Origin of the sequence: Vibrio aphrogenes (assembly GCF_002157735.2) — a bacterium.
GTDB lineage: Bacteria > Pseudomonadota > Gammaproteobacteria > Enterobacterales > Vibrionaceae > Vibrio > Vibrio aphrogenes.
In genome coordinates, this window is sequence record NZ_AP018689.1 from 1995253 (window position 1) to 2019647 (window position 24395).

Consider the following 24395-nt stretch of genomic DNA (forward strand, 5'->3'; position numbering starts at 1 on the left):
AAAGAATCTTGCTTATTCACAACCTAAAATATCCTTCTCAATAGGTGATGCAGGGAAGTGAAATGGCACCGGACCATCTTCTTGACCCATTAAAAATTGCTGTACACGCGGATCTTGATTTTGTCTTAATTCATCCGGCGTCCCTTTTGCGATCACCGTACCGTTAGACATCAAATAAACATAATCGGCAATACTCATGACCTCTGGCACATCATGAGATACCACAATAGAGGTGATGCCTAAGGCATGATTCAGACTTTTGATTAACTCGACCAGCACCGCCATAGTGATAGGGTCTTGCCCCACAAACGGTTCATCATACATAATCAACTCAGGATCTAAGGCTATCGCTCGCGCTAGAGCAGCCCGTCTTGCCATCCCACCTGATAATTCACTCGGCATTAATTGCGCGGCCCCACGTAGCCCCACGGCTTCCAATTTCAGTTTAACTAACGTGGTGATCAGCGCTTCCGGTAATTGAGTATGCTCTCGCAGGGGAAAGGCAACATTATCGAAGACTGTCATGTCCGTAAATAGCGCGCCTGATTGAAATAGCATGCTCATTTTTTTACGAACTTGATATAAGCGTTGTCGGCTTAAAGTCGGAATGTTGTCGCCATCAAACCAAATCTCACCTTCGGTCGGAGCAATTTGTCCACCGATTAAACGCAGTAACGTGGTTTTTCCGATCCCTGACGGCCCCATAATGGCGGTGATTTTTCCTTTGGGGATCGATAAGTCGACGTCCTTAAAAATGGCGCGTTGATTTCGATGAAAAGATAATGATCTAATGGATATTAATTCTGATGTCATAGCAACTCTTTATGGGAAGATAACAAACACCTTACACTCGGGCATCATAAGCACATTGCGTCATGAGTTCAAAACAATGCGAGAAATAATCGGCAAAATTCACTTTTTATCGCCAAAAAATACTCCAATCATTAATAAATATGTCGAAGTGCTTCCCTTTTGTTACGCTAAACGTCAAAATTGCGCCTCTTAAATTGTGCTTGAATATGAACCGTTAATATGGCGTTAAATAATCGCGATAATGTGACGATTTAGTTTTAAGCAGACAAATTTTAAGCCAACGAATTATCATCCATTATCACAACATTAAACAGGATCCATCATGTTACTTGCTGTCGTATTACTCGTTGTAGGTCTCGCACTATTAGTTTGGAGTGCCGATAAATTAGTTTATGGCTCCGCAGCGATAGCGAAAAACATGGGGATTTCACCTTTAGTTATCGGCATGACCATCTTAGCCATGGGCTCTTCAGCACCAGAGATGATGGTCTCGGCAACCGCAGCACTTGAAGGTAAAACTGATACTGCGATTGGTAATGTTTTAGGCTCGAACATTGCCAACATCGCTTTGATTTTAGGGATCACCGCGCTCATTAAACCCTTAAGCATTAGCTCAACCATTTTGCGCCGCGAACTTCCTTTAATGATAGTCGTCACCTTAATTGCTGGTGCTTTATTATGGGATAATTACTTAGGCTTTGGCGAAGGCTTAGTTCTTATTGGCCTTTTTGCTTTATTTATCATTGCAATGCTGAAAATCAGTCAAAATGAAAAGAACCAACCAGACGTTTTAATTGAGCAGCAAGAGTCAGAGATTCCAGAGGGCGTTAGCAATAAATCAGCAATCTTTTGGGTGATTGTCGGCCTAATTTTATTGCCCATTGCGGCTGATTTATTAGTCGATAACGCCGTGGTTATCGCCAAATACTTTGGCATGAGTGACTTGGTAATTGGGTTAACCATCATCGCTATCGGAACCAGTTTACCTGAGCTTGCCGCCTCTTTAGCCGGTGTTCTAAAAGGTGAAGATGACATGGCGGTGGGTAATATCATTGGCTCCAATATTTTCAATATCTTAGCCGTGATGGGGATTCCAGGGTTAATTAACCCATCTATCCTCAGCGAATATGCCATGAATCGTGATTTTTGGGTTATGTTAGCGGTCTCTTTATTATTAGTCGTGATGGCTTTGGGTAAGTCTCGTAGCATTAATCGCATCGAAGGTGGCATTTTGTTCCTTTGCTTCTTAGCTTATCAAGGCTATCTGTTTTACAATGTTAGTGCTTAAATGATGGCGACGATGTCAGCCCTTTAGAGACTCCTCTCCCAAACAGAGACTCTAATAAACAATCATATTCACTCATAAAAATTAACTACTAGGAATAGGATTCATGTCGACTTCTTTTGATTATTGCGCAGTGGCTAATCAAGTTCTTTCCATTGAGATGCGCGGCTTGCAGCAGTTAACCCAATATTTTAATGAAAACTTTAGTCGTGCCTGCGACATGCTCCTTAATAACCAAGGAAAAGTGGTTGTAATGGGAATGGGTAAGTCGGGCCACATTGGTAAAAAAATTGCGGCCACTTTGGCCAGTACCGGAACCTCGGCCTTCTTTGTTCATCCTGGTGAAGCCAGTCATGGTGACCTCGGCATGATTGAATCTGGCGATGTGGTGCTGGCGATTTCCAATTCTGGCGAATCCTCTGAAATTCTCGCGTTATACCCCGTATTGAAACGTCGTCATATTCCGATTATTGGTATGACGGGAAAACCTGAATCTAACATGGCAAAATTGGCTGATCTGCATCTTCAAATTACCGTTCCAGAAGAAGCTTGCCCATTAGATCTTGCACCCACAACCAGCACCACCGCCACGTTAGTGATGGGAGATGCCTTAGCGGTCGCCATCATGCAAGCACGAGGATTTACCGCTGAAGATTTTGCACTTTCTCATCCAGGTGGTGCATTAGGCAGAAAACTGCTGCTCAAATTATCCGATATTATGCATTCAGGCGAAGCCCTTCCTATGGTTTCTCAAGACGCACTGATTCGTGATGCGCTCTTAGAAGTCTCCCAAAAAGGCTTAGGTATGACCGCGATCGTCGCAGATGATATGACCTTGTTAGGCATTTTCACTGACGGTGATTTACGTCGTTTGCTTGATCAGCGCATTGATATTCATAGCACTCCGATCAGCCAAGTTATGACACAAAATCCAACCATTGCGTCACCGAATCTATTGGCTGTAGAAGGCTTAAATATCATGCAAGAAAAAAGTATCAATGGCTTAATGCTATGCCAAGATGGTAAATTAGTAGGCGCACTAAACATGCATGACCTACTAAAAGCAGGAGTGATGTAATGAGTCGAATGACGCCAACCCCTTATGGACAAGCTTCAACCGCTGTCATGAAAATTGCTAAACACATCCAACTGTTAATTTGTGATGTGGATGGCGTCTTTTCTGACGGTTTAGTGTACATGGGAAATCAAGGCGAAGAGCTCAAAACCTTTCATACTCGTGATGGGTATGGAGTGAAGTCACTGATGCAAGCCGGGATTGAAATTGCGATCATCACAGGTCGACAATCTCGCATTGTTGAAAACCGCATGAGCGCACTCGGCATCTCTCTGATTTACCAAGGACAAGATAACAAACTGCTCGCTTACGAAGACATTCTAAAGCAATTGCAAGTCGCACCTGAGCAGGTTGCTTATATCGGTGATGACCTGATTGATTGGCCTGTCATGGAAAAAGTTGGACTCAAAGTCTGTGTCGCCGATGGGCACCCATTACTTCGTCAACGAGCTAATTACGTGACTCACATTAACGGTGGCCATGGCGCGGTTCGTGAAGTTTGCGATCTTATTTTACAAGCTCGTGATGAACTTGAGGCTTACCAAGGGCTGAGTATATGATGAGCATGTCTCGACTCATTTACCTCTTGTTATTTTTCGTGGCCTGTTGGTCAGGTTATTATCTGTATGAACAGTCGGCAGACGACGTTGAGCAGACGGCACCAAGCTTAGAAGCCCCCATGTTTACGGGTAAGAATTTGTATAACACCAGTTACGATGAAACTGGCCTACGTAATTATAAAATTCATTCGGACTCATTAGAGCATTTTGCTCAAGATGGACATACGGTATTCTACTCACCAAAGCTGATTGTTTACCGAGAGGGGAATACCGAAGAGTGGGTGATCACTGCAGACAATGCCGTACTTAACAAAGAACACGTATTAACATTACAAAATAATGTATTAGCTCGAAATGTAATTCCGGGGTCGAGTTTGGATAGAATGACGACCGATAAAATGATCATTGATCTGGATAGTAAAGACTTTTCAAGTGATACTCCAGTCACCATGATTGGCCCCCAATTTATCAATACAGGTAATGCGATGACGGGTAATTTTGCCACCAATATCGCAACGCTATTTAATCAAGTTCAAGGTACCTATGAAAATATTACACCTTAGCGCTTTCTACCTGAGCGCCTTGCTTTGTGTTTTTCTATCAACGCCATCTTGGGCATTAACCGATGACCAAAAGCAGCCGATTCATATCACCTCAGACAGTCAAAATCTGGATATGAAAAGCAATAAAGTGACCTTTACCGGCAATGTAAAGTTGACTCAAGGCAGTATTTTGCTTACTGCAGATAAGCTAGTCGTCTACCGTAACGCAAAAACCGGTGAGCTCACTGAAATTCAAGGTTATGGCAAGCCTTCTCGCTTTTCGCAAAAAACTGATGAAGGTAAAATGTTGAGAGGCCAAGCTGATAAGTTGGTGTATAACGTGGCCGCCGATGAACTGGTGATGACCACCAATGCTGAATTGCACCAAGATGACAGTACCATCAAAGGCAAAGTGATTACTTACCATATTTCCAGTCAAAACTTAAAAGCGAATGGTGGTGATGGCGAACGAGTCTCAACCGTAATTCAACCTGCGCAATTGGAACAGAAATAATTATGGCTACACTAAAAGCAGAAAAACTCGCGAAAACCTATGGCAACCGTAAAGTGGTCAGTGACGTTGGTTTAGAAGTTAAATCTGGTCAGATTGTTGGATTACTAGGGCCAAATGGGGCTGGTAAAACCACTTCGTTTTATATGATTGTCGGATTGGTTTCCCGCGATGAAGGTACTATTAGTATTGATGATACCGATATCAGCATCTTACCTATGCATCAGCGCTCTCGCATGGGGATTGGTTACCTACCACAAGAAGCGTCTATCTTCCGTAAATTATCGGTCGAAGATAACATCATGGCCGTACTGCAAACTCGGGATGAGCTCTCAAAAGAAGACAAACAAGATCGCTTAGAAGAACTGCTGGATGAGTTTCATATCCAACATATTCGTAAAAGTGCCGGTATGGCCCTATCTGGTGGTGAACGTCGTCGTGTCGAAATCGCCCGAGCACTGGCCGCTAACCCGAAGTTTATCTTGCTTGATGAACCTTTTGCTGGGGTGGACCCGATTTCAGTCATTGATATCAAAAAAATCATCGAACACCTGCGTGACCGTGGCTTAGGCGTATTGATTACCGACCATAATGTTCGTGAAACACTCGATGTATGTGAACATGCCTACATTGTAAGTCAAGGCCACCTAATCGCTAACGGTACACCTGAAGAAGTACTGAACGACGAGCAAGTGAAGAAAGTCTATCTAGGCGAACAATTCCGCTTATAATTCTTCATAGCCAACTTTCATTCTGTTAGTGAAGGAATCACTATAATCAGAATGAAAGTCAAAAATGATACCTGTAACATTCATTCGTTGCTTAAATAATGATATTGGTATGAATAAGGATATTCTCGCAAAAAAGGCAGTAAATATTGCATGAAGTCATCATTACAACTTAAGTTTGGCCAACACCTTTCTATGACTCCTCAGCTACAGCAAGCGATACGTTTGCTGCAGCTTTCTACGCTCGATTTACAGCAAGAAATCCAAGAAGCTTTAGACTCAAATCCGCTACTCGAAGTGGATGAAAGCTTCGATGATATTGACAACGATGCTGCCAAAAACACAGCTTCCGATGATGCGGTAGAGGCAGTTAAGGTCGACGTTGAACTGTCGGACAGCTCTGAACATATTGAGCAATCTACGATTAGTGACGATCTCAGCATTGATGCAACTTGGGATGATGTTTACAGCGCCAATACTGGCAGTACCGGTATCAGCAATAATGATGAGCTGCCTATCTATCAAGGCGAAACCACTCAAAGCCTACAAGATTATTTAGAATGGCAGTTAGAATTAACTCCTTTCACCGATACTGACCGCACCATTGCGCTAGCCTTATTAGACAGTTTAGACGAACACGGCTACGTGACTGAAAGCTTAGAAGACATCCAACAAAGCTTGGGCAACGATGAGATTGAATTGGACGAAATTGAAGCCGTCTTAAAACGCATTCAACAATTTGATCCACTCGGTGTGGCCTCTCGTAATCTACAAGAATGCTTACTATTACAACTGGCTATTTACCCACAAGATACCCCGTGGCTGACCGAAGCAAAAATGATCCTCAATGAGCATATCGACTCTTTAGGAAATCGCGATTACAAGCTCATCTGTAAAGAAACCAAATTAAAAGAAGATGAACTCAAACAAATTTTATCTTTAATTCAACAGCTTGATCCTAGACCTGGCAATCATATCAGTGCTGACGATATCGAGTATGTGGTCCCTGATGTTTCGGTATTTAAAGATAAAGGCAAATGGACAGTTGCGATCAACCCCGACAGTGTGCCACGCTTAAAAGTGAATCAAGAATACGCTGCGCTGGGTAAGGGAAACAGCAGTGATGGTCAATATATACGAACCCATGTCCAAGAAGCAAAATGGCTGATCAAGAGTCTTGAAAGCCGTAATGAGACATTACTCAAAGTTGCACATTGTATTGTTGAACATCAACAAAATTTCTTTGAGTATGGGGAAGAAGCAATGAAACCTATGGTCCTCAATGATATCGCTCTGGATGTCGATATGCATGAGTCCACGATTTCTCGCGTCACAACCCAAAAATACATGCACACACCAAGAGGAATTTTCGAACTTAAATACTTCTTCTCAAGCCATGTCAGTACGGAAACCGGAGGAGAGTGCTCTTCCACCGCTATTCGTGCTTTAATTAAAAAATTGGTTGCCGCAGAAGACAGTAAAAAGCCGTTAAGTGACAGTAAAATTGCAGCCCTTTTAGTTGAACAAGGAATACAAGTCGCAAGACGAACCATCGCGAAATACCGCGAATCGCTCGGAATTGCGCCTTCTAGTCAACGCAAACGCCTACTGTAAACAGTAGAAAAATAAAGAGGAACATTTATGCAAATCAATATCACAGGTCACCATATTGAGTTGACCGATGCGCTCAATGAATATGTAAAGACTAAGTTCCAGAAATTAGAACGATTTTTTGAACACATTAACAATACTCATGTGGTATTGAGAGTAGAAAAAGTTCAGCAAATAGCCGAAGCTACGCTCCATATCAATCAAGGTGAAATTCACGCTTCCTCGCAAAGTGAAAATATGTATGCTTCAATTGACGATTTAGTCGATAAACTGGCACGTCAATTAAGCAAACACAAAGAGAAACTAAGTAGTCATTAACTATGCAATTAAATGAAGTATTATCACTGGACTGCACCAAAAGCGCAGTTCAGTGTACGAGCAAAAAACGAGCTCTAGAAATCATCAGTGAAATCGCAGCACAACACAGTGGGCTAGACTCAACTCAATTATTCGAATGTATGTTAACCAGAGAAAAAGTTGGCACTACTGGCATAGGCAATGGTATTGCTATTCCTCATGGGCGTATTTTTGATAGTGAGCAGGCCATTGCCGTCTTACTTCAATGCGAGCAACCAGTTGACTTCGATGCGATCGATAATCGTCCGGTGGACATTCTATTTGCATTGTTAGTCCCTGATGAGCAATGCAAAACGCATTTAACAACCTTGTCTTTAATGGCTGAAAAGCTCAATGATAAGGCCACGCTCAAGTTATTGCGTAATGCCCAAACCGATCAAGAACTGTACGACATAATGGTTAACTAACACATGATTTCTCAATCGACTTCGTCATTACACATTACTATTGTCAGCGGTCAATCAGGCGCAGGTAAAAGTGTTGCTTTGCGTGTACTGGAAGACTTGGGCTATTACTGTGTCGATAACTTGCCGGTCAATTTATTGGATGATTTTGTTGCCTCAGTACGCACGAGCAAGCAAAATGTCGCCGTCAGCATCGACATTCGAAACTTGCCTCAAGATCCCACTGAAATATCAAATACTTTGCAAAATTTAAAGCAAAATTATGATGTGAACTTACTGTTTCTCGATGCCGATCAATCCACCTTATTAAAACGCTACAGTGAAACTCGACGTATTCACCCGCTCTCCATGCACAAAGAAAAGCTTTCTCTTGAGCAAGCGATTCTTCTCGAAAAGTCGCTGTTACTCAATCTAAAAGAAGAAGCCGACTTAGTGCTAGATAGCTCTAACCTCTCTTTACATGAATTGAGTGAAACCATACGCATTCGAGTACAAGGTCGAGATTCAAAAGAATTAGTGATGGTGTTTGAGTCATTTGGTTTCAAATATGGCCTACCAAACGATGCCGATTATGTTTTTGATGTACGCTTTTTACCCAACCCACACTGGGTGCCAGAACTTCGCCCTCTAACCGGGTTAGATCAGCCGATCATTGAATTTCTGTCCCAAGAAAAAGATGTGGTTGAATTACAAAGCAGTATTGAAGGCTTCATTAAACAGTGGCTCCCTTTACTAGAGAAAAATAATCGCAGTTATTTAACCGTTGCAATTGGCTGTACTGGAGGCAAGCACCGTTCAGTGTATCTCACTCAGCAACTGGGTGAACACTTCAAAGCGCTCGGCCATCAAGTGCAAATTCGCCACACCAGCTTAGAGAAGCATCATTCATGAATAAACGACAACAAACGGTACTTATCCAAAACCGCTTAGGCTTGCATGCTCGCGCCGCAATTAAATTGGTCGAGCTGGCACAGAGCTTTGATGCGATTGTAACGATAAAATCCGACGGCCGCGAAGTGACTGCCGACAGCGTGATGGGTATCTTATTGCTGGATTCAGCTCAAGGACAATATATTGATATCATTGCCGAAGGCTCACAAGCAGAAGCCGCTTTAACCGCAATTTGTGCATTAGTTGAACAAAAATTTGATGAGGCAGAATAACATCCCGATAACAAACCTAAGAAAATGCCTACTTATTTGCTCCTACCACCCGTTATTGCTTGCCTTTTTCAATAAAAATTCTGTTTTAAAACACCATTCAACCTGACATTTCACTATAAATTAGGCTAATATTCACACCTCAATATTTTAGGTGTAATTAGGAGGAGAGTTAATGGCTGAACAACAAGAGTTTGAACTCACCCATCAGACCCTCCAAGAAGTCAGTGAAGCGCTTGATAATGGCCGCTTTGTCCATGTTCGTCGTCAATTACAAGACATGGAACCTGAAGATATTGCTCACCTTTTAGAGGCTTCTCCTCATAAAAGCCGTGACGTGCTTTGGCAGCTTACCGACCCTGAAGATTACGGTGAAATCCTTGATGAGCTTTCTGAAGACATCAAAGACAGCATCGTATCGAAAATGGCACCAGAAATTCTGGCCGAAGCTACTGAAGGCATGGACACCGATGATGTCGCTTATGTCTTACGTAGTTTGCCAGATGATGTTTCGCGTGAAGTCCTTGACCAAATGGACTCTGCCGATCGTCAACGTGTCGAAATGGCGCTCTCCTACTCTGAGGATACCGCCGGTGGATTAATGAACACCGACGTGATCACGATTCGTAGTGATGTCGATGTCGATGTGGTCTTACGTTATCTGCGCATGAAAGGTGAGCTACCTGCTGCAACCGATGCGTTATATGTGATTGACAGTGAAAGCAAACTCATTGGTCACTTATCCATCACCGCATTAATTACCTCTCAGACAACCACCCCAATTACTGAGTTAATGGAAGACGCTGATGAAGCCATTTCTGTTGATACCAGTGACACTGAAGTGGCTAACTTGTTTGAACGTCGTAATTGGGTATCAGCACCGGTTGTCAATGCGGAAGGACAATTAGTTGGTCGTATTACCATCGATGACGTGGTAGACGTTATCCGTGAAGATGCCGAACACTCCATGATGAGTATGGCGGGTTTGGATGATGATGAAGATACCTTCGCCCCTGTCGTAAAATCCGTTCGCCGTCGTAGCGTTTGGCTAGGTGCCAACGTCCTTGCTGCGCTTGCTGCCGCCTCCGTTTCTAACATGTTTGAAGGCACGCTCGCACAAATGGCTTCTGTTGCGGTGTTAATGACTATTGTACCATCCATGGGCGGAGTCGCCGGTAACCAAACCGTTGCTCTGGTTATTCGTGGTTTGGCCCTGGGTCATATCGGTAATACCAACCAACGTTCCTTATTACTAAAAGAAGCCGCGATTGGTTTATTAAACGGTATCCTTTGGGCCTGTATCATTGGTGGTATCGTCATTGCGTGGAAAGGTAGCTTGGTGCTTGGGGTTATCATGGCAGCCGCAATGCTTGCAAACCTATTAGCGGCTGGGGTCGCTGGGGTAACTATTCCTATCTTACTGAAGAAAATGAATATCGATCCAGCATTGGCTGGCGGAATGGCATTAACGACCGTAACTGATATGGTTGGGTTATCCGCGTTCCTAGGTCTAGCGACCTTGATGATTAAGTTGAATATGATTTAACGAAACTCGAAATCTCGGGCGCTTTGCTGCTCGTTACTCGAAACATCCTGCGACTGATTTATTATCAACGCAGGACGTTTTGCTTTTTCGAGCCACAAGAAACGAGATTCCGATAAACGTCTACCTATTCTCCCGCGATCTTCATGCCATCAATTAAAATCGAGCCCGTCTGGATTTGTGAGCGCGTTTCAACATCAGTCCCAACCGCGGAGATATGGTTAAACATCTCTTGTAAGTTACCAGCAATGGTAATTTCTGACACTGGGTACTGAATTACTCCATTCTCAACCCAGAAGCCGGCCGCGCCACGTGAGTAATCCCCTGTGACCATATTAACGCCTTGTCCCATCAATTCTGTCACAATTAAACCCGTGCCCATTTCTTTAACTAGTTGAGCAAAGTCTTGACCTGTGGATTGAACAAACCAGTTATGAATCCCACCAGCATGGCCCGTTGGGGTCATTGCCATTTTACGGGCCGCATAACTCGTTAATAAATACGTCGCCAGCACCCCATCGCTCACAATTTGTCTCTCTTGCGTTGCCACACCTTCACTATCAAAAGCGCCTGACGCCAGACCACGAAGAATATGTGGCTTCTCAGCGATATTAAACCAGCTTGGCAAAATTTGTGTGTCTAGACGATCAAGTAAGAACGACGATTTACGGTAAAGATTACCACCGCTAATGGCCATAACTAAATGTCCAAGCAATCCGGTTGCAACATCGGCTTGGAATAACACCGGATAGTGGCCAGTTTTCACTTGGCGAGGGTCAAGGCGCTCGACCGTTTTCTTCGCCGCTTCAAGCCCTACACTTTCAGGTGTCCATAAGTCGTCTTTATGGCGTGCGATGGTGTAGCTGTAATCACGTTCCATTTCACCATTTTTACCAGCGCCAATCACACTGCAACTTAAACTATGACGGCTTGATGCGTTGCTTACTAATAAGCCGTGGCTATTACCATACACTTTGATGCCGTAATGGCTATCGTAGCTCGCACCATCACTTTGTTTAATTTTATCGCTGTACTCTAACGCGGCTTGCTCTGCGCGGATCGCCATTTGTGAAGCGTAATCAGGGTTTGGCTCATCAGGATGGAATAAATCAAGATCAGGCACATGTTTTACCATGAGATCTTTCGGTGCAGGGCCGGCATAAGGATCTGGTGAGGTAAACTTAGCAATATCAAGAGCGGCTGCAACGGCTTTTTGAATCGCCACATCACTTAAATCAGAGGTTGAAGCACTGCCTTTGCATTGCCCGCGATACACGGTGATCCCCAGCGCACCATCACTATTAAATTCAACATTTTCAACTTCACAAGCGTGCGTCGTTACACTGATACCGGTGGTTTTGGTAATGGCCACTTCAACCGCATCGGCACTCACTTGAGCGGTTTCTAATGCTTTGGCAACGGCGGCTTCCAGTTCGATTTTCTGCTGTGCAATTTGCTGTTTTGCGTCCATATCCACTCTTAATTTCATTTATTTCACTGTCATTGTCTCTAGGATAACAAGAATTTCGCTTTCTCCCCATAATTCTTGCTAAAATAGCTAAATAAACCTCAATACAACCAATAAGTAGAAATTATGGCTCGTAAAAATCAAAAAGCACCTTGGGAAGAGGAAGAAGAAATCATTTGGGTAAGTAAAACCGAAATGAAAAATGACATGGAGGCTTTACAGAAACTAGGTGAAGAATTAGTCGGTTTAAAACCGGCTGCTTTAGAAAAATTTCCATTAGATGATGATTTACGTGAAGCGATTGCCAATGCACAACGTTTTAAAAACGAAGCCAAGCGCCGCCAACTTCAATACATCGGAAAGTTAATGCGCCAAGTGGATCCAGAGCCTATCCAAGCTGAACTGGATAAACTGCGTAACAAGCACTCACAAGCGACTGCTGAGTTACACAAGCTAGAGCAAATGCGTGATCGTATTATAACTGACATTGATCCGGCGATTGAAGAAGTGATGGACGAGTATCCTGAAGCCGATCGTCAACGCTTACGCCAATTAGCTCGTCAAGCGCAAAAAGAAAAAGGCGGCAATAAGCCACCTAAAGCATCAAGAGAGATCTTTCAGATATTGAAGGCGTTGAAGGGGCTTTAAAGCGAAAAGAAAGTAGCGAGAGCCGAGTACGCTTCGCTTCGAAAACCGGGAAAAAGCCAAAGCATGCTCAATCCCGGTTTATTTTTATGGCAACAATTTACTCTTTTTCACGCAACACGTAACACGCGACTCGACACTGCTCTTCGGCTCACGAGTGAAGCGTCCTCATATCTCGCCTCTTACTGCGTTCCACCAACAGTAATCGAATCCAATTTCAATGTTGGTTGACCGACGCCAACCGGCACGCTTTGACCCGCTTTACCACACACGCCAACGCCTTTATCAATCGATAAATCATTCCCTACCATAGACACTTGTTGCATGGCTTCAATGCCAGAACCCACTAAGGTCGCCCCTTTAACAGGACGTGTGATTTTACCATCTTCAATTAAGTAAGCTTCTGAGGCTGAGAACACAAACTTACCGGAAGTAATGTCCACTTGACCACCACCAAAGTTTGGAGCGTATAAGCCTTTTTTGATCGTTGAGATGATCTCTTCCGGCGTATGCTCACCCGGTAGCATATAAGTGTTGGTCATACGAGGCATCGGCAGATGTGCATAAGACTCACGACGCCCATTACCGGTTGGTGCTACGCCCATTAAGCCCGCATTATGTTTATCTTGCATATAGCCTTTCAAAACGCCGTTTTCAATCAAGGTATTGTATTGCCCAGCTACGCCTTCATCGTCAATATTCAATGAACCACGCAAATCTTTTAACGTGCCATCATCCACGATAGTACAAAGGTCAGAAGTCACTTTTTGACCCAACTTGCCAGAAAATACCGACGATTGTTTACGGTTAAAGTCACCTTCTAAACCATGACCGACAGCCTCATGCAATAAGACGCCCGGCCAACCTGAGCCTAATACTACCGGCATGGTTCCCGCTGGAGCTTCACCCGCTTCTAAGTTTACTAAAGCTTGACGTATTGCTTCATCGGCAAAGTGAATGGCTTGGGTTTTGCCATCTTCTTGCGTTTGCATGAACACTTGGTAGCCATAGCGTCCGCCGCCACCAGCACTGCCACGTTCACGGCGCTCGCCACGTTGGACAAGCACACTAATAGACAATCTTACCAAAGGACGAATATCGCCGGCATAAGTTCCATCCGTCGCCGCTACTAACACTTGTTCGTATACGCCACTTAAACTCACCGAGACTTCTTGAACTAAAGGCTCTTTGCTACGAATGTAGGCATCAATTTGTTTAAGCAACTCAATCTTCTGTTGCTTATCTAGGCTTTCAAGTGGGTTCACCGCTTGGTAAATCTGCGGGGTAGCTTGTCGAGTCAACGCTTTCACTTGCGCATGTTGACCTTGCTGAGCAATACCGCGTGCCGCCGTTGCACTTAGCGTTAAGCCATTAAGATCAATTTGATCTGAATATGCAAAACCAGTTTTTTCACCCGCAATGGCACGGATACCAACCCCACGGTCAATATTAAATGAGCCATCTTTAATGATGCTGTCTTCTAAAACTAACGATTCATGCCAGCTGGATTGGAAGTAAATATCGGCATAATCGATATGACGAGTAGCAATATTCGCTAACGTATTATGGATATCGCTCTCGGTTAAGCCCGATGGTGCGAGTAATGCGTCTTCAACCTTAGTAAGTGTCATAGATACCTGTCATGTGTAATAGCAAAGACCTACGCTAATTCGAGTCTTTGCTATGGTTCAAAGTAATGTCAAACCGAGCGTGTTGCATCACTGGCATGCTCGCTCGAATGGTTTGGTTGATTTGATGATCTATGGTAACGGTTATAAAGCCTGCTGTCTCGGATAAAGATCCGACGACCTGCCCCCAAGGGTCTATCACCATAGAATGTCCCCAGGTTTGTCGCCCACATGGATGGGTGCCTACTTGTCCCACAGCCACAATCCAGCATTGGGTTTCGATAGCTCGAGCTCGTAACAAGCTTTCCCAGTGCGCTTGTCCAGTGACATAAGTAAAGGCCGCGGGTACGACAATCACCTCCGCGCCCTGATTACGAAGTTGCTGAAATAAGGCCGGGAAACGTAAGTCATAACAAATAGAAAGCCCAATACAAGCCAGCGGGGTTTGCGCCACCACGACTCGGTCGCCCGCTACAAAGGTTTCCGATTCTCGATATCGTTGATGCCCATCGGCAACGTCCACATCAAACATGTGTAACTTGTCGTAATCAGCGCACAATAGCCCTTGTGGAGAAAAGACTAAACAAGTGGTCTTGACTCCTTGTGAGCAACGAATCGGAAAAGAACCAACCACTAACCACACTTGATAATCTTGGGCCAATTGCGCCAGTCGTGCTTGCAGTGGCCCTTGATTGAGCGGCTCGGCCTGTTGGTGATAATCTGCTTTTTGACCAAATACGATGGCATTTTCCGGTAATACCACCCAATCGGCACGCTGCTGACAATCGGCCTGCATGAGTTGCAATTGCTGCTCAATAAAAGCCAAATTAACGTCAGGTGTCGGTCCTGACGTCATTTGAATTAACCCGACTTTTGACATATTCACTCCTTTGAATAGTGGCGCTTTGGTCTAGCTATCATTTAGCTTTATTATCACTTAGCTTTATTATCATTTGGCCTTGTTGCCTTGTAGCTCGACTATCATTTAGTTTTCCTAACTAACCTCATTCGTCCTTTGTCGTTATTTGGCAGATTTATCCAACTGGTATTCACCTTTACTGCGTGAAATTTCTTTCACTTCAGGAGAATCAAGAGGTCCTTTTATTTCATAACGAATCTTAGTAAAGACGTCCACCACCGGAGAAAGGACTTTGGTTATCGCAAAAATGGCCAATGCTGTTTGAGGGGCTACCGCAAAAGCAGACACCAACGGAATGCTAGAGGTTAAATCGGGAACAAACGTTACTTCGGCATCCACCAAACGCGTATTGAGATCCGCCCTACCCTTGAGGGTCATATCCCCAGCAGCACCATCCATTTCAAGGTCATTAGTAATAAATACCCCTTGATTAATATTAGCCGTGCCATCAATTGAATCGAACGTCATACCGTCATCAAATACGCCCGTAAAATCCAGTTTCATCTTACGGACAATGGAATCCAGGCTAAATAACCCTAACAAGCGTGCCGCGCCATTTACATCAGTGATCACGCCATCTTTAAATTCCGTTTTCAGATGCCCATTTAAGGTATCGGTTTTCACCGACCAAGGAGCACCATCCCAATTGGCTGAGGTTGAAATATCAAACGATGCTTTTTGAATGCCGGAATTGATCCCAAATCGAGCCATCACTTCAGAGTTATTCTTTCCGCTAAGAGATAAATCAAAATCTGAATGACTCTTATCCCCTTTAAGTTCCCACCATCCTTTCGCTTTTAAATGGTTAGAGCCGGTTTTGAAATCTAGATTTTTCCACACTAAGCGATCTTGTTGTCGCTCTAGTTGCATATCCACCGTACCCACTTTATAACCTTGCAACCAAAGGTCATCAATTTTCAGTGACAAATTCGGCATATATTGATGGAACTGGCGATCAAATTCGCTGATCAAAGGTTCATCTTGCGCTTTATCGGAAATGATGCTTTCTGGAATATCTTCTTGATGACTATCCCATTCAGGGACAAAGATATGCACACTATCTAAGGCTAAAATAAGATCTTTCTTATTACGATATTCACCACTGCCCATAATTTCGCTGCTAGAGATATTAAAACGCCAATTTAAGGGGCGATGTATCCCATTCAGCTTGACTTTATGCCAATCTAATCCACCTAACACTAACGTTTGAGTATTCACGCTGATCACTTCTGGCATAGGAATCGCAGGCATAAGAGTGCTCGATTCACTTTTCGTCGAAGTCTCCGTAACAGGCTTAACCTTGACTTCCCCTTTGCTGGATTGCGCGGTCACCACCACAGGATCTTTGTCAGCAGGCTTAACATGTAGCGCATGCTCACCGTCCATCACAAAACTCATCCACTCATCGGCATTAAACTTCTTATTATTAATCGATAAGAAATGCCCTCCTAAAGGACTCACTTTAAAGTCCCCTCGTCCCACAATAAGGTTGGTCGCAGTTAACACTGGGGTCGGATCTTTAATATTAATATCCGCTTGATATTTCACATTTGGCAGCGTTACTCTGGCATTAACATTTTCTTGATTGCCTGCCGCTTGTAAGCGTGCTTGGCCTTTAATACCTAATGCTTTACCTAGTGGTGCTGGGTATTGACTGGTGAGAAATTCCAGATCGGCATTGCCATCTATTTGATAAGTAAAGCCGACATCATTTAATTGCAGATTCACGCCTAAATTCCACGGCGCATTGCCCGCCAACGGTTTTAGCCAGCTCGAGTCTATTTGCTGCTTGAGCTTCGACAGCTCGGCATCACCGACGACATCAATGCCGACGCTATAACCTTGGCCTTGGCTATTGCCATTAAAATCAATCGCAATAGGCTGATTTAATAATTGCGCTTTCAAGCCCGAGCCGGTCACCACATCATTATTAAAATTAATTCGCCCATTTGCATGCTGCAATTCGATCGCTGGGGTTTGAACATGAATAGGATTATCCGTTAGTTGAGCAAAGCCTTTTACATCAGGTGTTTGCCCATCAAATGGAATCGATAAGTTCAGCTCTGCATTCACAGGGCCCGATACTTGCACCGCCGTTAACGCAGCCCCAACAGAGTCCACCAAAGGGGTCGACATCATGTAATCACGTACCGCATCGCCTTCAGAGCTGGCCTTTGCGTGAATTTCAATATGTCCATTGGGGGCGAGATCTGGGATCACGCCATCAATTTGATTGGCATGCACCCCCATCAAATCCGCTGATGGTGAATGCAAGTACATACTGTTATTTTCAAAGAGCAAATCGAGCTTTAAATCATTAATCGCAGGCCAAGCGGTATCAAAACTAAAGCGGGCATTTTTTAACGATAATTGAGCCTGAAAAATCCCTTTATGATTGGTATAAGGAAAATCCTCTAACGCGCCATACCACAATATTTTTGCGGTTTTGGCGCTCCCAGCTTGAATCGCGCTCGATAAGTAATCGGTTAAATCTCGCCCTAAAGCTAAGGTCGGTAAATAACGCCACGTTTCCCCAGCTTTATTAGCATCCGCTTCAGCGTAAATGGATAAAAATGGTGACTGTTTATCAGGAAAGTCTAATTTAAATTCTCCCATCACGGAGAGATCCGGGGTCTTAGCTTGTACTTTATCTGACCATATTGTCCAACCATCCGCATAACGCTGCCATACCAAATTAAGTTGGCTATGTTCAATGTTTAACGGCGCTTGAAACACATCCCCATAAGGCACTGTTTGATTGTTCAACGTGGCCTTGATCGATGCGTTGTCACTATCCCCAGTAATGGTGGCAGAAAGGTGATTAACCCCCGGGACTAAATCCCATTGCTGAACGCCGCCATCTATTAAGGTTGCCGAATAAGTCAGCTTAGCCGGCTGCTTGGGAATATTCACACGAATATCTTCAATCGAACCAACCGGACGCAGCTTATCTAGCCACTTCACGGCTTCACTTTGAGAATCAAAAACTCCAATTAAAGGCGCAAGATATTGAATATCTAAACGAGAGATATTGAAGGCTTGATGATCTTTTTGCCAATTCAGGGAAAATTGAAACTGCGGCCAATCATCATGGTTGGTTTTAATTTGAAATTCAGAGCCTTGAACTTTCCAGCCTTCACCATCAGGCTTTAATTCCAAGACCCCTTTCTTAATGTCTAATTGATGCGGGCTTTGTTCCCCACCCCAAATCAAATGGGAGGGCATCAATTCCACCATGGCATCAACCGGTTTACCTTGTTGAAGCGTTAACCACGAGTTTAAGCTCACTCGTCCAGAATCAATCGTTGTCGCTTCTTTGATTGACTGCGGCATCCAAGGTACGACACGAATATTTTGTGCTGACACATAAAACTGACCGTCGAGATAACGTAAGTCACCATTTTCAGTAAAATCTGCCATCACTGAGACTTTATTTAAATGGGTACCCGCAATACTCACGATGCCTTCAGCACGATGTCGGTTCGCTTCATTCTTCCAACGTAGGCGATCAATATCCACCAAACGAATTTCACCATTTGGCGCTAAATATTGAATGCTGGAATTAAACAGAGAAAACTCACCCAATTGTTTCAAAAATAAATTTTGCACATTTTTTAGTGAGTCTGGTGCACGCTGTTCTTTCGGTGCTTGTGACGCATTTTCAGGAAATAATGGCCAACGGCTGACATCCGCCCGTAATCCTTCAATATTCACATCGGATAATTTAGGTTTGAGGTGTTGAATGGACGATAAAAGATCAATTTCCGCATCCACTTTATCGATGCTCACAATTGGGATAGTTTCTCCGGGAAGAAATACCTGAACGTGCTTTAAAGCTAAAGCTGGTGTGAGGTTTCCCCAATAGCCACGTACGGAATCAAACTCAAGATGTACACCGGTTGAATGTAACACTTGAGCTTCAATATCATCACGATATTGATTTAAGTTGGGAAGAAAAAGACGCAGTAAGGTCACGCTAACCGCCCAAATGACGGCTATCGTTAACGCTCCCCATAAAAAAGTACGCCAAAGGCGCGTGGCCAAAGTCACAGATCGCTCCACTTACATCATGACGACATCAAACTGCTCTTGACTGTACAAGGGCTCAGCTTGGATTTTCACTTGTTTACCGATAAACACTTCTAACTCTGCTAAGGCGTGAGATTCATCACCTTGCAACGCTTCTGCAACCGCAACTGCGGCATACACGACAAATTTATCCGCATCATAAGCACGATTAACACGCGTAATTTCACGAAGCACTTCATAACATACCGTTTCTACTGTCTTAACCGTGCCGCGGCCTTTGCAAGTAGGACAACCTGAACATAAAACATGTTCAATACTTTCACGGGTGCGCTTACGCGTCATTTCCACTAAACCAAGCTGAGTAAAACCGTTAATATTGGTTTTGACACGGTCTTTCGATAAAGCAAGCTCTAAGGATTGCAGCACTCGGCGTCGATGTTCATCTTCTAACATATCAATGAAATCGATGATAATAATGCCACCTAAGTTTCGTAATCGTAGTTGCCTTGCAATGGCTTGAGTCGCTTCGACGTTGGTATTAAATATGGTTTCTTCTAAATTACGACTGCCGACAAACGCACCAGTATTGATATCAACCGTGGTCATGGCTTCGGTTTGATCTATGATCAGATAACCGCCAGATTTCAATTCCACTTTACGATCTAAAGAGCGTTGAATTTCGTTCTCTGTATCGTACATGTCAAAAATTGGTTTATCAGCATTATAGAGCACTAATAAATCTGTCAAATTAGGCACAAATTCTGAAGTAAATTCCAATAAGGTTTCATACGCCAAACGTGAATCCACTTGAATACGGCTGATTTCTGTGCCGACAAAATCACGCAAAATGCGCTGCGCTAACCCGATTTCACCATAGAGCATTGAGCGGGTTTTATACTTACTACGACGCTCATTAATTTTGTTCCATAGACGCTTTAAAAATGCTGCATCTTGAGCCAACTCTTCACTGTCTGCTCCTTCGGCTGCGGTACGAATAATAAAGCCGCCATGCTCATCACAATAAGGCAAGACGGTTTTTTTCAAACGTTCACGTTCTGCTTCATCATCAATACGCTGTGATACGCCTACATGCGCCGCCCCCGGCATAAACACGAGGTAACGTGAAGGCAAGGTAATGTCCGTAGTTAAACGTGCACCTTTTGTGCCCAAGGGATCTTTCACTACTTGCACTACTAAATCTTGTCCTTGACGAACCAACTCAGCAATATCACGAACTTTAAACTGTTTCTTTTCATTCTCAGCCACACATTCGGTATGGGGAACAATATCTGACGCATGTAAAAAAGCGGCTTTGTCTAATCCAATATCGACAAATGCCGCTTGCATGCCCGGTAAAACACGACTCACTTTCCCTTTATAAATATTGCCTACAATGCCACGGCGTGACTCGCGTTCAATATGCACTTCTTGCAATAAACCCGCTTCAATCATTGCAACGCGGGTTTCGCTAGGGGTAACGTTAATTAATAACTCTGCACTCATCTTTGTGCCTCATAAAATAGATTAATCAACTTTAGGTTTAAGCCTAGAATACAGAGGCAACGAGCCAACCTGTCTTCGTCAGGAATACCGTAAAGTTATTGATTTGAAATTATAAATTCTTTTAATAGCTCATCGGTTTCAAGTAAAGGTAGCCCCATAACCGCGTGAAAACTTCCCTCAATACGGGAAACAAAACGGCCACCAATACCTTGAATGCCATAACCACCGGCTTTATCGCAAGGCTCGCCAGTGTGCCAATAATCGTCAATCTCTTGTTCTGTTAACGCTTTAAACCAGACGTCTGTAACGACGGTTTGAGTCTTATATTGCTCACCCATCGCTACCGTCACTGAGGTCATCACTTGATGTTGCCGCCCAGATAACGCTCGTAACATCTGTTGGAAATCTCGATAGTCTTGCGGCTTTTCTAACACTTTTTCATCAACCACCACAATCGTATCTGCGCCTAAAACCGGGCGCTTAGCGTGTTCAGTATGAGAAATTAAAGAGACGCCAGCCAAGGCTTTTTGCTGAGAAAGGCGTTGAACGTACGACAATGGGAGTTCAGTGGCTTGCTGCTGCTCTTCGATATCGGGGATCACAATATCAAATTGATAACCTAATTGAGCGAGCAATTCTTTACGTCGAGGTGAGCTTGAAGCCAAGTAAAAGCTTGGAGTAGCTGGTTGTACAGGGAGCTTTGACATAAGACCTCATCAATAAAATCCAGCTTAATGCGCTTGCCGTGGTAACACGATCTCACGGCCAACAATCTACAGCGCAAAAAGCTGGTTAACCTCAACTGCGGATAAGAGTGTCACAATAACATTCCTAACCTTATGATATGTAAGGGTAAAAATATTGCGTTGATTTTAACGAAGTTAGACGCCCAAAGTGCGGTATTGAGTGACTTCTAGTTATCCGTAGCTGAGGCTAATTATAAATTTAACGCATATGCCAGTGCCGTCTAACCCTTCTTAAGAGTAAAAACATCCAAGGCCATAAAATACAATTGATCACGCCGGCCCATAAAAGATGAGGGTTAAAGTCAACATCTTGAATGAGAAACTCAGCAAAAAACTCAATCAGTTCAGCAAGAACCGTTAAAGAGCCAATCACTACGCCTTGTTGCCATAGTGCCATATTACGCAGTACTTGGAAATTGAGCGCGACCAGATAAGCGACGATAGACATCACGATACCGTGAATTCCTAATGTCGTACCAATCACCAAATCTAGCAGTAAACCTAAGAATAGTGCCGAGCCAACATTTACGCGATGAGGAAGTGCTAAAATCCAGTAACTTGAGACTAGAATTACCCAACTCGGTCTCATCATTTCTAACGGCCCAGGCCAAGGTACGGCTTGTAAAATCAGGGCGATAAGAAAAGAGCCCCAAATGATGAACTTACTTCTAAATACATGATTAGTCATTGGCAACCACCTGCTCTGATTGCTCTATTGTTTGGGCTTGTTTTTGACGGTCTTGATCGGGCCATACCAGTAATAAATAACGCAATCGGTCAAATTCAACCACAGGTTTTGCGGTAATTTCAGCAAACGGTAAGCGATTATCATTTTTTACCGCCGTAACATACCCTACTGGATAACCTTCTGGATAACGTCCAGCTAACCCTGACGTCACCAGTAAATCACCGGTTTGGATATCGGTACTGGTCGGCACATTTTCCAATTGGATAGAATCAATATCTCCATTGCCTGAAGCTATTACGCGAATATCATTGCGCAACACTTGCACGGGAATCGAGCTATTACTGTCGGTCAATAACAACACTCGGCTATTATGAGCAGAAACATTAATCACTTGCCCAACAATACCTTTTTCATTGATCACGGGTTGCCCTTGATACACTCCATCAGTACGGCCTTTATCGATCACAACCTGATGACGATAAGGTGAAGAGTCTACCGCCATCACTTCAGTGACGACTTTACGTTCATCACGCACATAAGGAGAATCAAGCAATTCGCGTAAACGTTGGTTTTCTTCTTTATATTGATTTAATAGCAACACATCGCTTTTCAAACTTAACAACTCATTTTTTAATGCGCTGTTGGTTTGTACCAATATTTTCATGCTATTTAAACGCTCGTACATGCCATCAAACATGCTACGAGGTAAATTGGCGGCGTATTGAATAGGGGCAATTGAGCTATTTAGCAAATAACGTACATTAGAAAACGTATCTAAACGACTATCCGCTAGCATTAAGCTAGATGAGACGATCAAAGCGAAAAATAAGCGCAGTTGTAAAGAAGGGCCTCGGCCAAATATCAGTTTCATGCAGTAAAATCGTAATCGTTATCCATTGAGCCTATGTCCTTGAAGAAGTGATGGGACTGACAATATGGCATTGCCTAAACGTTAACCCATCCCATTCAGAAGTCAGTATCTTCGCTTCTGATTGAGTAACTAGAGGGCGGACGAACGCCCTCAAGAAAACAGCGACTTCAAGCTCAAACGGCTTATTCTTCACTGAACAGATCACCACCGTGCATGTCGATCATTTCAAGTGCTTTACCGCCACCAAGAGCAACACAGGTTAATGGCTCATCCGCCACCACGACTGGGATACCCGTTTCTTCGGTTAATAGGCGGTCAAGATCTTTCAGTAGCGCGCCGCCACCAGTAAGAACCATACCATTTTCAGAAATATCAGAAGCCAGCTCTGGTGGGCATTGCTCAAGCGCAACCATCACCGCTGAAACAATACCAGATAATGGCTCTTGTAATGCTTCAAGGATTTCATTTGAATTCAGTGTAAAGCTACGAGGCACACCTTCGGCAAGGTTACGACCACGAACTTCCATTTCCATCACTTCTTCGCCAGGGTAAGCGGAACCAATTTCATGTTTAATTTTCTCAGCCGTGGCTTCACCAATTAAGCTGCCGTAGTTACGACGAACATAATTAATGATCGCTTCATCAAAACGATCCCCACCAATACGAACCGACGATGAATACACCACACCATTCAGTGAAATGACGGCAACTTCTGTTGTACCACCACCGATATCAACCACCATCGAACCGGTTGGTTCAGAAACACGAAGGCCAGCACCAATTGCAGCAGCCATTGGTTCATCGATTAAATACACTTCACGTGCACCCGCACCTAATGCAGATTCACGAATGGCACGGCGTTCAACTTGAGTCGATCCACAAGGTACACATACCAACACTCGAGGGCTCGGTTTTAATACGCTGTTGTCATGTACTTGTTTAATAAAGTGTTGAAGCATTTTTTCTGTTACATAGAAATCAGCAATAACGCCATCTTTCATTGGACGAATAGCAGAAATATTGCCCGGTGTTCTACCTAGCATTTGCTTTGCTTCATGGCCGACTGCAGCCACACTTTTTGCCGTACCAGCACGATCTTGACGAATCGCAACAACAGAAGGCTCATCAAGAACAATGCCTTGGCCTTTTACATAAATGAGAGTGTTAGCGGTACCGAGATCTATTGAAAGATCATTCGAAAACATACCACGAAGTTTCTTAAACATATTCTTCGTTATCCTAAGAGCGATAGAAGGAAATAAAATTGTGCTAAATGTACCAATGCGAGGCACTATCGGCAAGCATTAAC

At 43.7% G+C, this 24395-nt stretch carries 23 protein-coding genes; 13 read left to right on the forward strand and 10 right to left on the reverse strand.

Translation table 11 applies throughout. The features are described 5' to 3' along the window. Positions 1-12: 12 nt before the first annotated feature. Positions 13-813: a phospholipid ABC transporter ATP-binding protein MlaF gene (gene mlaF / locus VCA1004_RS09160; protein ID WP_086981481.1), complete on the reverse strand. Its 801-nt coding sequence runs from the start codon at positions 811-813 to the stop codon at positions 13-15. A gap of 322 nt (positions 814-1135) precedes the next feature. On the opposite strand from mlaF, the gene VCA1004_RS09165 reads away from it, so the two are divergent. The 12 genes from VCA1004_RS09165 (at position 1136) to mgtE (ending at position 10592) form a co-directional block, all read left to right on the forward strand. After that, entirely contained in the window at positions 1136-2101 is a 966-nt protein-coding gene (locus VCA1004_RS09165) for a calcium/sodium antiporter (RefSeq protein ID WP_086981482.1), read from the forward strand. Positions 2102-2204: 103 nt separating this feature from the next. Then, positions 2205-3176: an arabinose-5-phosphate isomerase KdsD gene (kdsD, locus tag VCA1004_RS09170; protein WP_086981483.1), complete on the forward strand. Its 972-nt coding sequence runs from the start codon at positions 2205-2207 to the stop codon at positions 3174-3176. After that, positions 3176-3733 (forward strand): 3-deoxy-manno-octulosonate-8-phosphatase KdsC, encoded by a 558-nt coding sequence (gene kdsC, locus VCA1004_RS09175; RefSeq protein WP_086981484.1) that lies wholly within the window; start codon positions 3176-3178, stop codon positions 3731-3733. The genes kdsD and kdsC overlap by 1 nt, the downstream gene beginning before the upstream one ends. After that, complete coding sequence (gene lptC / locus VCA1004_RS09180; RefSeq protein ID WP_086984553.1) at positions 3733-4296, forward strand: LPS export ABC transporter periplasmic protein LptC; 564 nt, start codon at positions 3733-3735, stop codon at positions 4294-4296. Before kdsC ends, lptC begins: the two co-directional genes overlap by 1 nt. Next, entirely contained in the window at positions 4277-4789 is a 513-nt protein-coding gene (gene lptA / locus VCA1004_RS09185; RefSeq protein ID WP_086981485.1) for a lipopolysaccharide transport periplasmic protein LptA, read from the forward strand. Before lptC ends, lptA begins: the two co-directional genes overlap by 20 nt. A 2-nt stretch (positions 4790-4791) precedes the next feature. Continuing rightward, positions 4792-5517, forward strand: a complete 726-nt coding sequence (gene lptB, locus VCA1004_RS09190) for an LPS export ABC transporter ATP-binding protein (protein WP_086981486.1) — start codon at positions 4792-4794, stop codon at positions 5515-5517. Positions 5518-5709: 192 nt separating this feature from the next. Continuing rightward, positions 5710-7128, forward strand: a complete 1419-nt coding sequence (locus tag VCA1004_RS09195; RefSeq protein ID WP_408646902.1) for an RNA polymerase factor sigma-54 — start codon at positions 5710-5712, stop codon at positions 7126-7128. Positions 7129-7155: 27 nt separating this feature from the next. Then, positions 7156-7443, forward strand: coding sequence for a ribosome hibernation promoting factor (gene hpf / locus VCA1004_RS09200; protein WP_086981488.1), 288 nt, complete (start codon positions 7156-7158; stop codon positions 7441-7443). A gap of 2 nt (positions 7444-7445) precedes the next feature. Continuing rightward, positions 7446-7889, forward strand: coding sequence for a PTS IIA-like nitrogen regulatory protein PtsN (ptsN, locus tag VCA1004_RS09205; protein ID WP_086981489.1), 444 nt, complete (start codon positions 7446-7448; stop codon positions 7887-7889). Between the two features lie 3 nt (positions 7890-7892). After that, complete coding sequence (gene rapZ / locus VCA1004_RS09210; RefSeq protein ID WP_086981490.1) at positions 7893-8777, forward strand: RNase adapter RapZ; 885 nt, start codon at positions 7893-7895, stop codon at positions 8775-8777. Next, on the forward strand, positions 8774-9049 hold the full coding sequence (locus VCA1004_RS09215) for an HPr family phosphocarrier protein (protein WP_086981491.1): 276 nt from the start codon (positions 8774-8776) through the stop codon (positions 9047-9049). The genes rapZ and VCA1004_RS09215 overlap by 4 nt, the downstream gene beginning before the upstream one ends. A gap of 172 nt (positions 9050-9221) precedes the next feature. Beyond that, on the forward strand, positions 9222-10592 hold the full coding sequence (gene mgtE, locus VCA1004_RS09220) for a magnesium transporter (protein WP_086981492.1): 1371 nt from the start codon (positions 9222-9224) through the stop codon (positions 10590-10592). A gap of 124 nt (positions 10593-10716) precedes the next feature. Here the strand turns inward: mgtE and pmbA are convergent, their stop codons facing one another. Then, positions 10717-12060 (reverse strand): metalloprotease PmbA, encoded by a 1344-nt coding sequence (pmbA, locus tag VCA1004_RS09225; RefSeq protein WP_086981493.1) that lies wholly within the window; start codon positions 12058-12060, stop codon positions 10717-10719. A gap of 123 nt (positions 12061-12183) precedes the next feature. Between pmbA and yjgA the strand changes: the two genes are divergently transcribed. Next, a complete protein-coding gene (gene yjgA, locus VCA1004_RS09230; protein WP_086981494.1) occupies positions 12184-12705 on the forward strand; it encodes a ribosome biogenesis factor YjgA in 522 nt (173 codons plus the stop codon). A gap of 179 nt (positions 12706-12884) precedes the next feature. Here yjgA and tldD read toward each other — a convergent pair whose 3' ends face one another. The 8 genes from tldD to VCA1004_RS09270 form a co-directional block, all read right to left on the reverse strand. Continuing rightward, positions 12885-14333, reverse strand: coding sequence for a metalloprotease TldD (gene tldD, locus VCA1004_RS09235; RefSeq protein ID WP_086981495.1), 1449 nt, complete (start codon positions 14331-14333; stop codon positions 12885-12887). Positions 14334-14367: 34 nt separating this feature from the next. Further along, complete coding sequence (locus tag VCA1004_RS09240; RefSeq protein WP_086981496.1) at positions 14368-15210, reverse strand: carbon-nitrogen hydrolase family protein; 843 nt, start codon at positions 15208-15210, stop codon at positions 14368-14370. Between the two features lie 141 nt (positions 15211-15351). Then, entirely contained in the window at positions 15352-19299 is a 3948-nt protein-coding gene (locus tag VCA1004_RS09245; protein ID WP_086981497.1) for a YhdP family protein, read from the reverse strand. A 12-nt stretch (positions 19300-19311) separates the two neighbouring features. Next, complete coding sequence (rng, locus tag VCA1004_RS09250) at positions 19312-20781, reverse strand: ribonuclease G (protein ID WP_086981498.1); 1470 nt, start codon at positions 20779-20781, stop codon at positions 19312-19314. A 95-nt stretch (positions 20782-20876) separates the two neighbouring features. Then, positions 20877-21488: a Maf family protein gene (locus VCA1004_RS09255; RefSeq protein WP_086981499.1), complete on the reverse strand. Its 612-nt coding sequence runs from the start codon at positions 21486-21488 to the stop codon at positions 20877-20879. Positions 21489-21726: 238 nt separating this feature from the next. Beyond that, positions 21727-22215, reverse strand: a complete 489-nt coding sequence (mreD, locus tag VCA1004_RS09260) for a rod shape-determining protein MreD (protein WP_086981500.1) — start codon at positions 22213-22215, stop codon at positions 21727-21729. Continuing rightward, positions 22208-23086 carry a rod shape-determining protein MreC gene (gene mreC / locus VCA1004_RS09265; protein ID WP_086981501.1) on the reverse strand — a complete coding sequence of 293 codons (879 nt, stop codon included), beginning with the start codon at positions 23084-23086 and terminating at the stop codon, positions 22208-22210. Before mreC ends, mreD begins: the two co-directional genes overlap by 8 nt. Before the next feature lie 182 nt (positions 23087-23268). Beyond that, the gene (locus tag VCA1004_RS09270; RefSeq protein WP_086981502.1) at positions 23269-24312 is read right to left on the reverse strand and encodes a rod shape-determining protein; all 1044 of its coding nucleotides are present in this window, start codon (positions 24310-24312) and stop codon (positions 23269-23271) included. Between the last annotated feature and the right edge of the window lie 83 nt (positions 24313-24395).

Excerpts from the sequence above, each read along its gene's own strand:
- mlaF (WP_086981481.1), bottom strand. The coding sequence starts at position 813 with ATGACATCAGAATTAATATCCATTAGATCATTATCTTTTCATCGAAAT.
- VCA1004_RS09165 (WP_086981482.1), top strand. The coding sequence starts at position 1,136 with ATGTTACTTGCTGTCGTATTACTCGTTGTAGGTCTCGCACTATTAGTT.
- kdsD (WP_086981483.1), top strand. The coding sequence starts at position 2,205 with ATGTCGACTTCTTTTGATTATTGCGCAGTGGCTAATCAAGTTCTTTCC.
- kdsC (WP_086981484.1), top strand. The coding sequence starts at position 3,176 with ATGAGTCGAATGACGCCAACCCCTTATGGACAAGCTTCAACCGCTGTC.
- lptC (WP_086984553.1), top strand. The coding sequence starts at position 3,733 with ATGAGCATGTCTCGACTCATTTACCTCTTGTTATTTTTCGTGGCCTGT.
- lptA (WP_086981485.1), top strand. The coding sequence starts at position 4,277 with ATGAAAATATTACACCTTAGCGCTTTCTACCTGAGCGCCTTGCTTTGT.
- lptB (WP_086981486.1), top strand. The coding sequence starts at position 4,792 with ATGGCTACACTAAAAGCAGAAAAACTCGCGAAAACCTATGGCAACCGT.
- VCA1004_RS09195 (WP_408646902.1), top strand. The coding sequence starts at position 5,710 with ATGACTCCTCAGCTACAGCAAGCGATACGTTTGCTGCAGCTTTCTACG.
- hpf (WP_086981488.1), top strand. The coding sequence starts at position 7,156 with ATGCAAATCAATATCACAGGTCACCATATTGAGTTGACCGATGCGCTC.
- ptsN (WP_086981489.1), top strand. The coding sequence starts at position 7,446 with ATGCAATTAAATGAAGTATTATCACTGGACTGCACCAAAAGCGCAGTT.
- rapZ (WP_086981490.1), top strand. The coding sequence starts at position 7,893 with ATGATTTCTCAATCGACTTCGTCATTACACATTACTATTGTCAGCGGT.
- VCA1004_RS09215 (WP_086981491.1), top strand. The coding sequence starts at position 8,774 with ATGAATAAACGACAACAAACGGTACTTATCCAAAACCGCTTAGGCTTG.
- mgtE (WP_086981492.1), top strand. The coding sequence starts at position 9,222 with ATGGCTGAACAACAAGAGTTTGAACTCACCCATCAGACCCTCCAAGAA.
- pmbA (WP_086981493.1), bottom strand. The coding sequence starts at position 12,060 with ATGGACGCAAAACAGCAAATTGCACAGCAGAAAATCGAACTGGAAGCC.
- yjgA (WP_086981494.1), top strand. The coding sequence starts at position 12,184 with ATGGCTCGTAAAAATCAAAAAGCACCTTGGGAAGAGGAAGAAGAAATC.
- tldD (WP_086981495.1), bottom strand. The coding sequence starts at position 14,333 with ATGACACTTACTAAGGTTGAAGACGCATTACTCGCACCATCGGGCTTA.
- VCA1004_RS09240 (WP_086981496.1), bottom strand. The coding sequence starts at position 15,210 with ATGTCAAAAGTCGGGTTAATTCAAATGACGTCAGGACCGACACCTGAC.
- rng (WP_086981498.1), bottom strand. The coding sequence starts at position 20,781 with ATGAGTGCAGAGTTATTAATTAACGTTACCCCTAGCGAAACCCGCGTT.
- VCA1004_RS09255 (WP_086981499.1), bottom strand. The coding sequence starts at position 21,488 with ATGTCAAAGCTCCCTGTACAACCAGCTACTCCAAGCTTTTACTTGGCT.
- mreD (WP_086981500.1), bottom strand. The coding sequence starts at position 22,215 with ATGACTAATCATGTATTTAGAAGTAAGTTCATCATTTGGGGCTCTTTT.
- mreC (WP_086981501.1), bottom strand. The coding sequence starts at position 23,086 with ATGAAACTGATATTTGGCCGAGGCCCTTCTTTACAACTGCGCTTATTT.
- VCA1004_RS09270 (WP_086981502.1), bottom strand. The coding sequence starts at position 24,312 with ATGTTTAAGAAACTTCGTGGTATGTTTTCGAATGATCTTTCAATAGAT.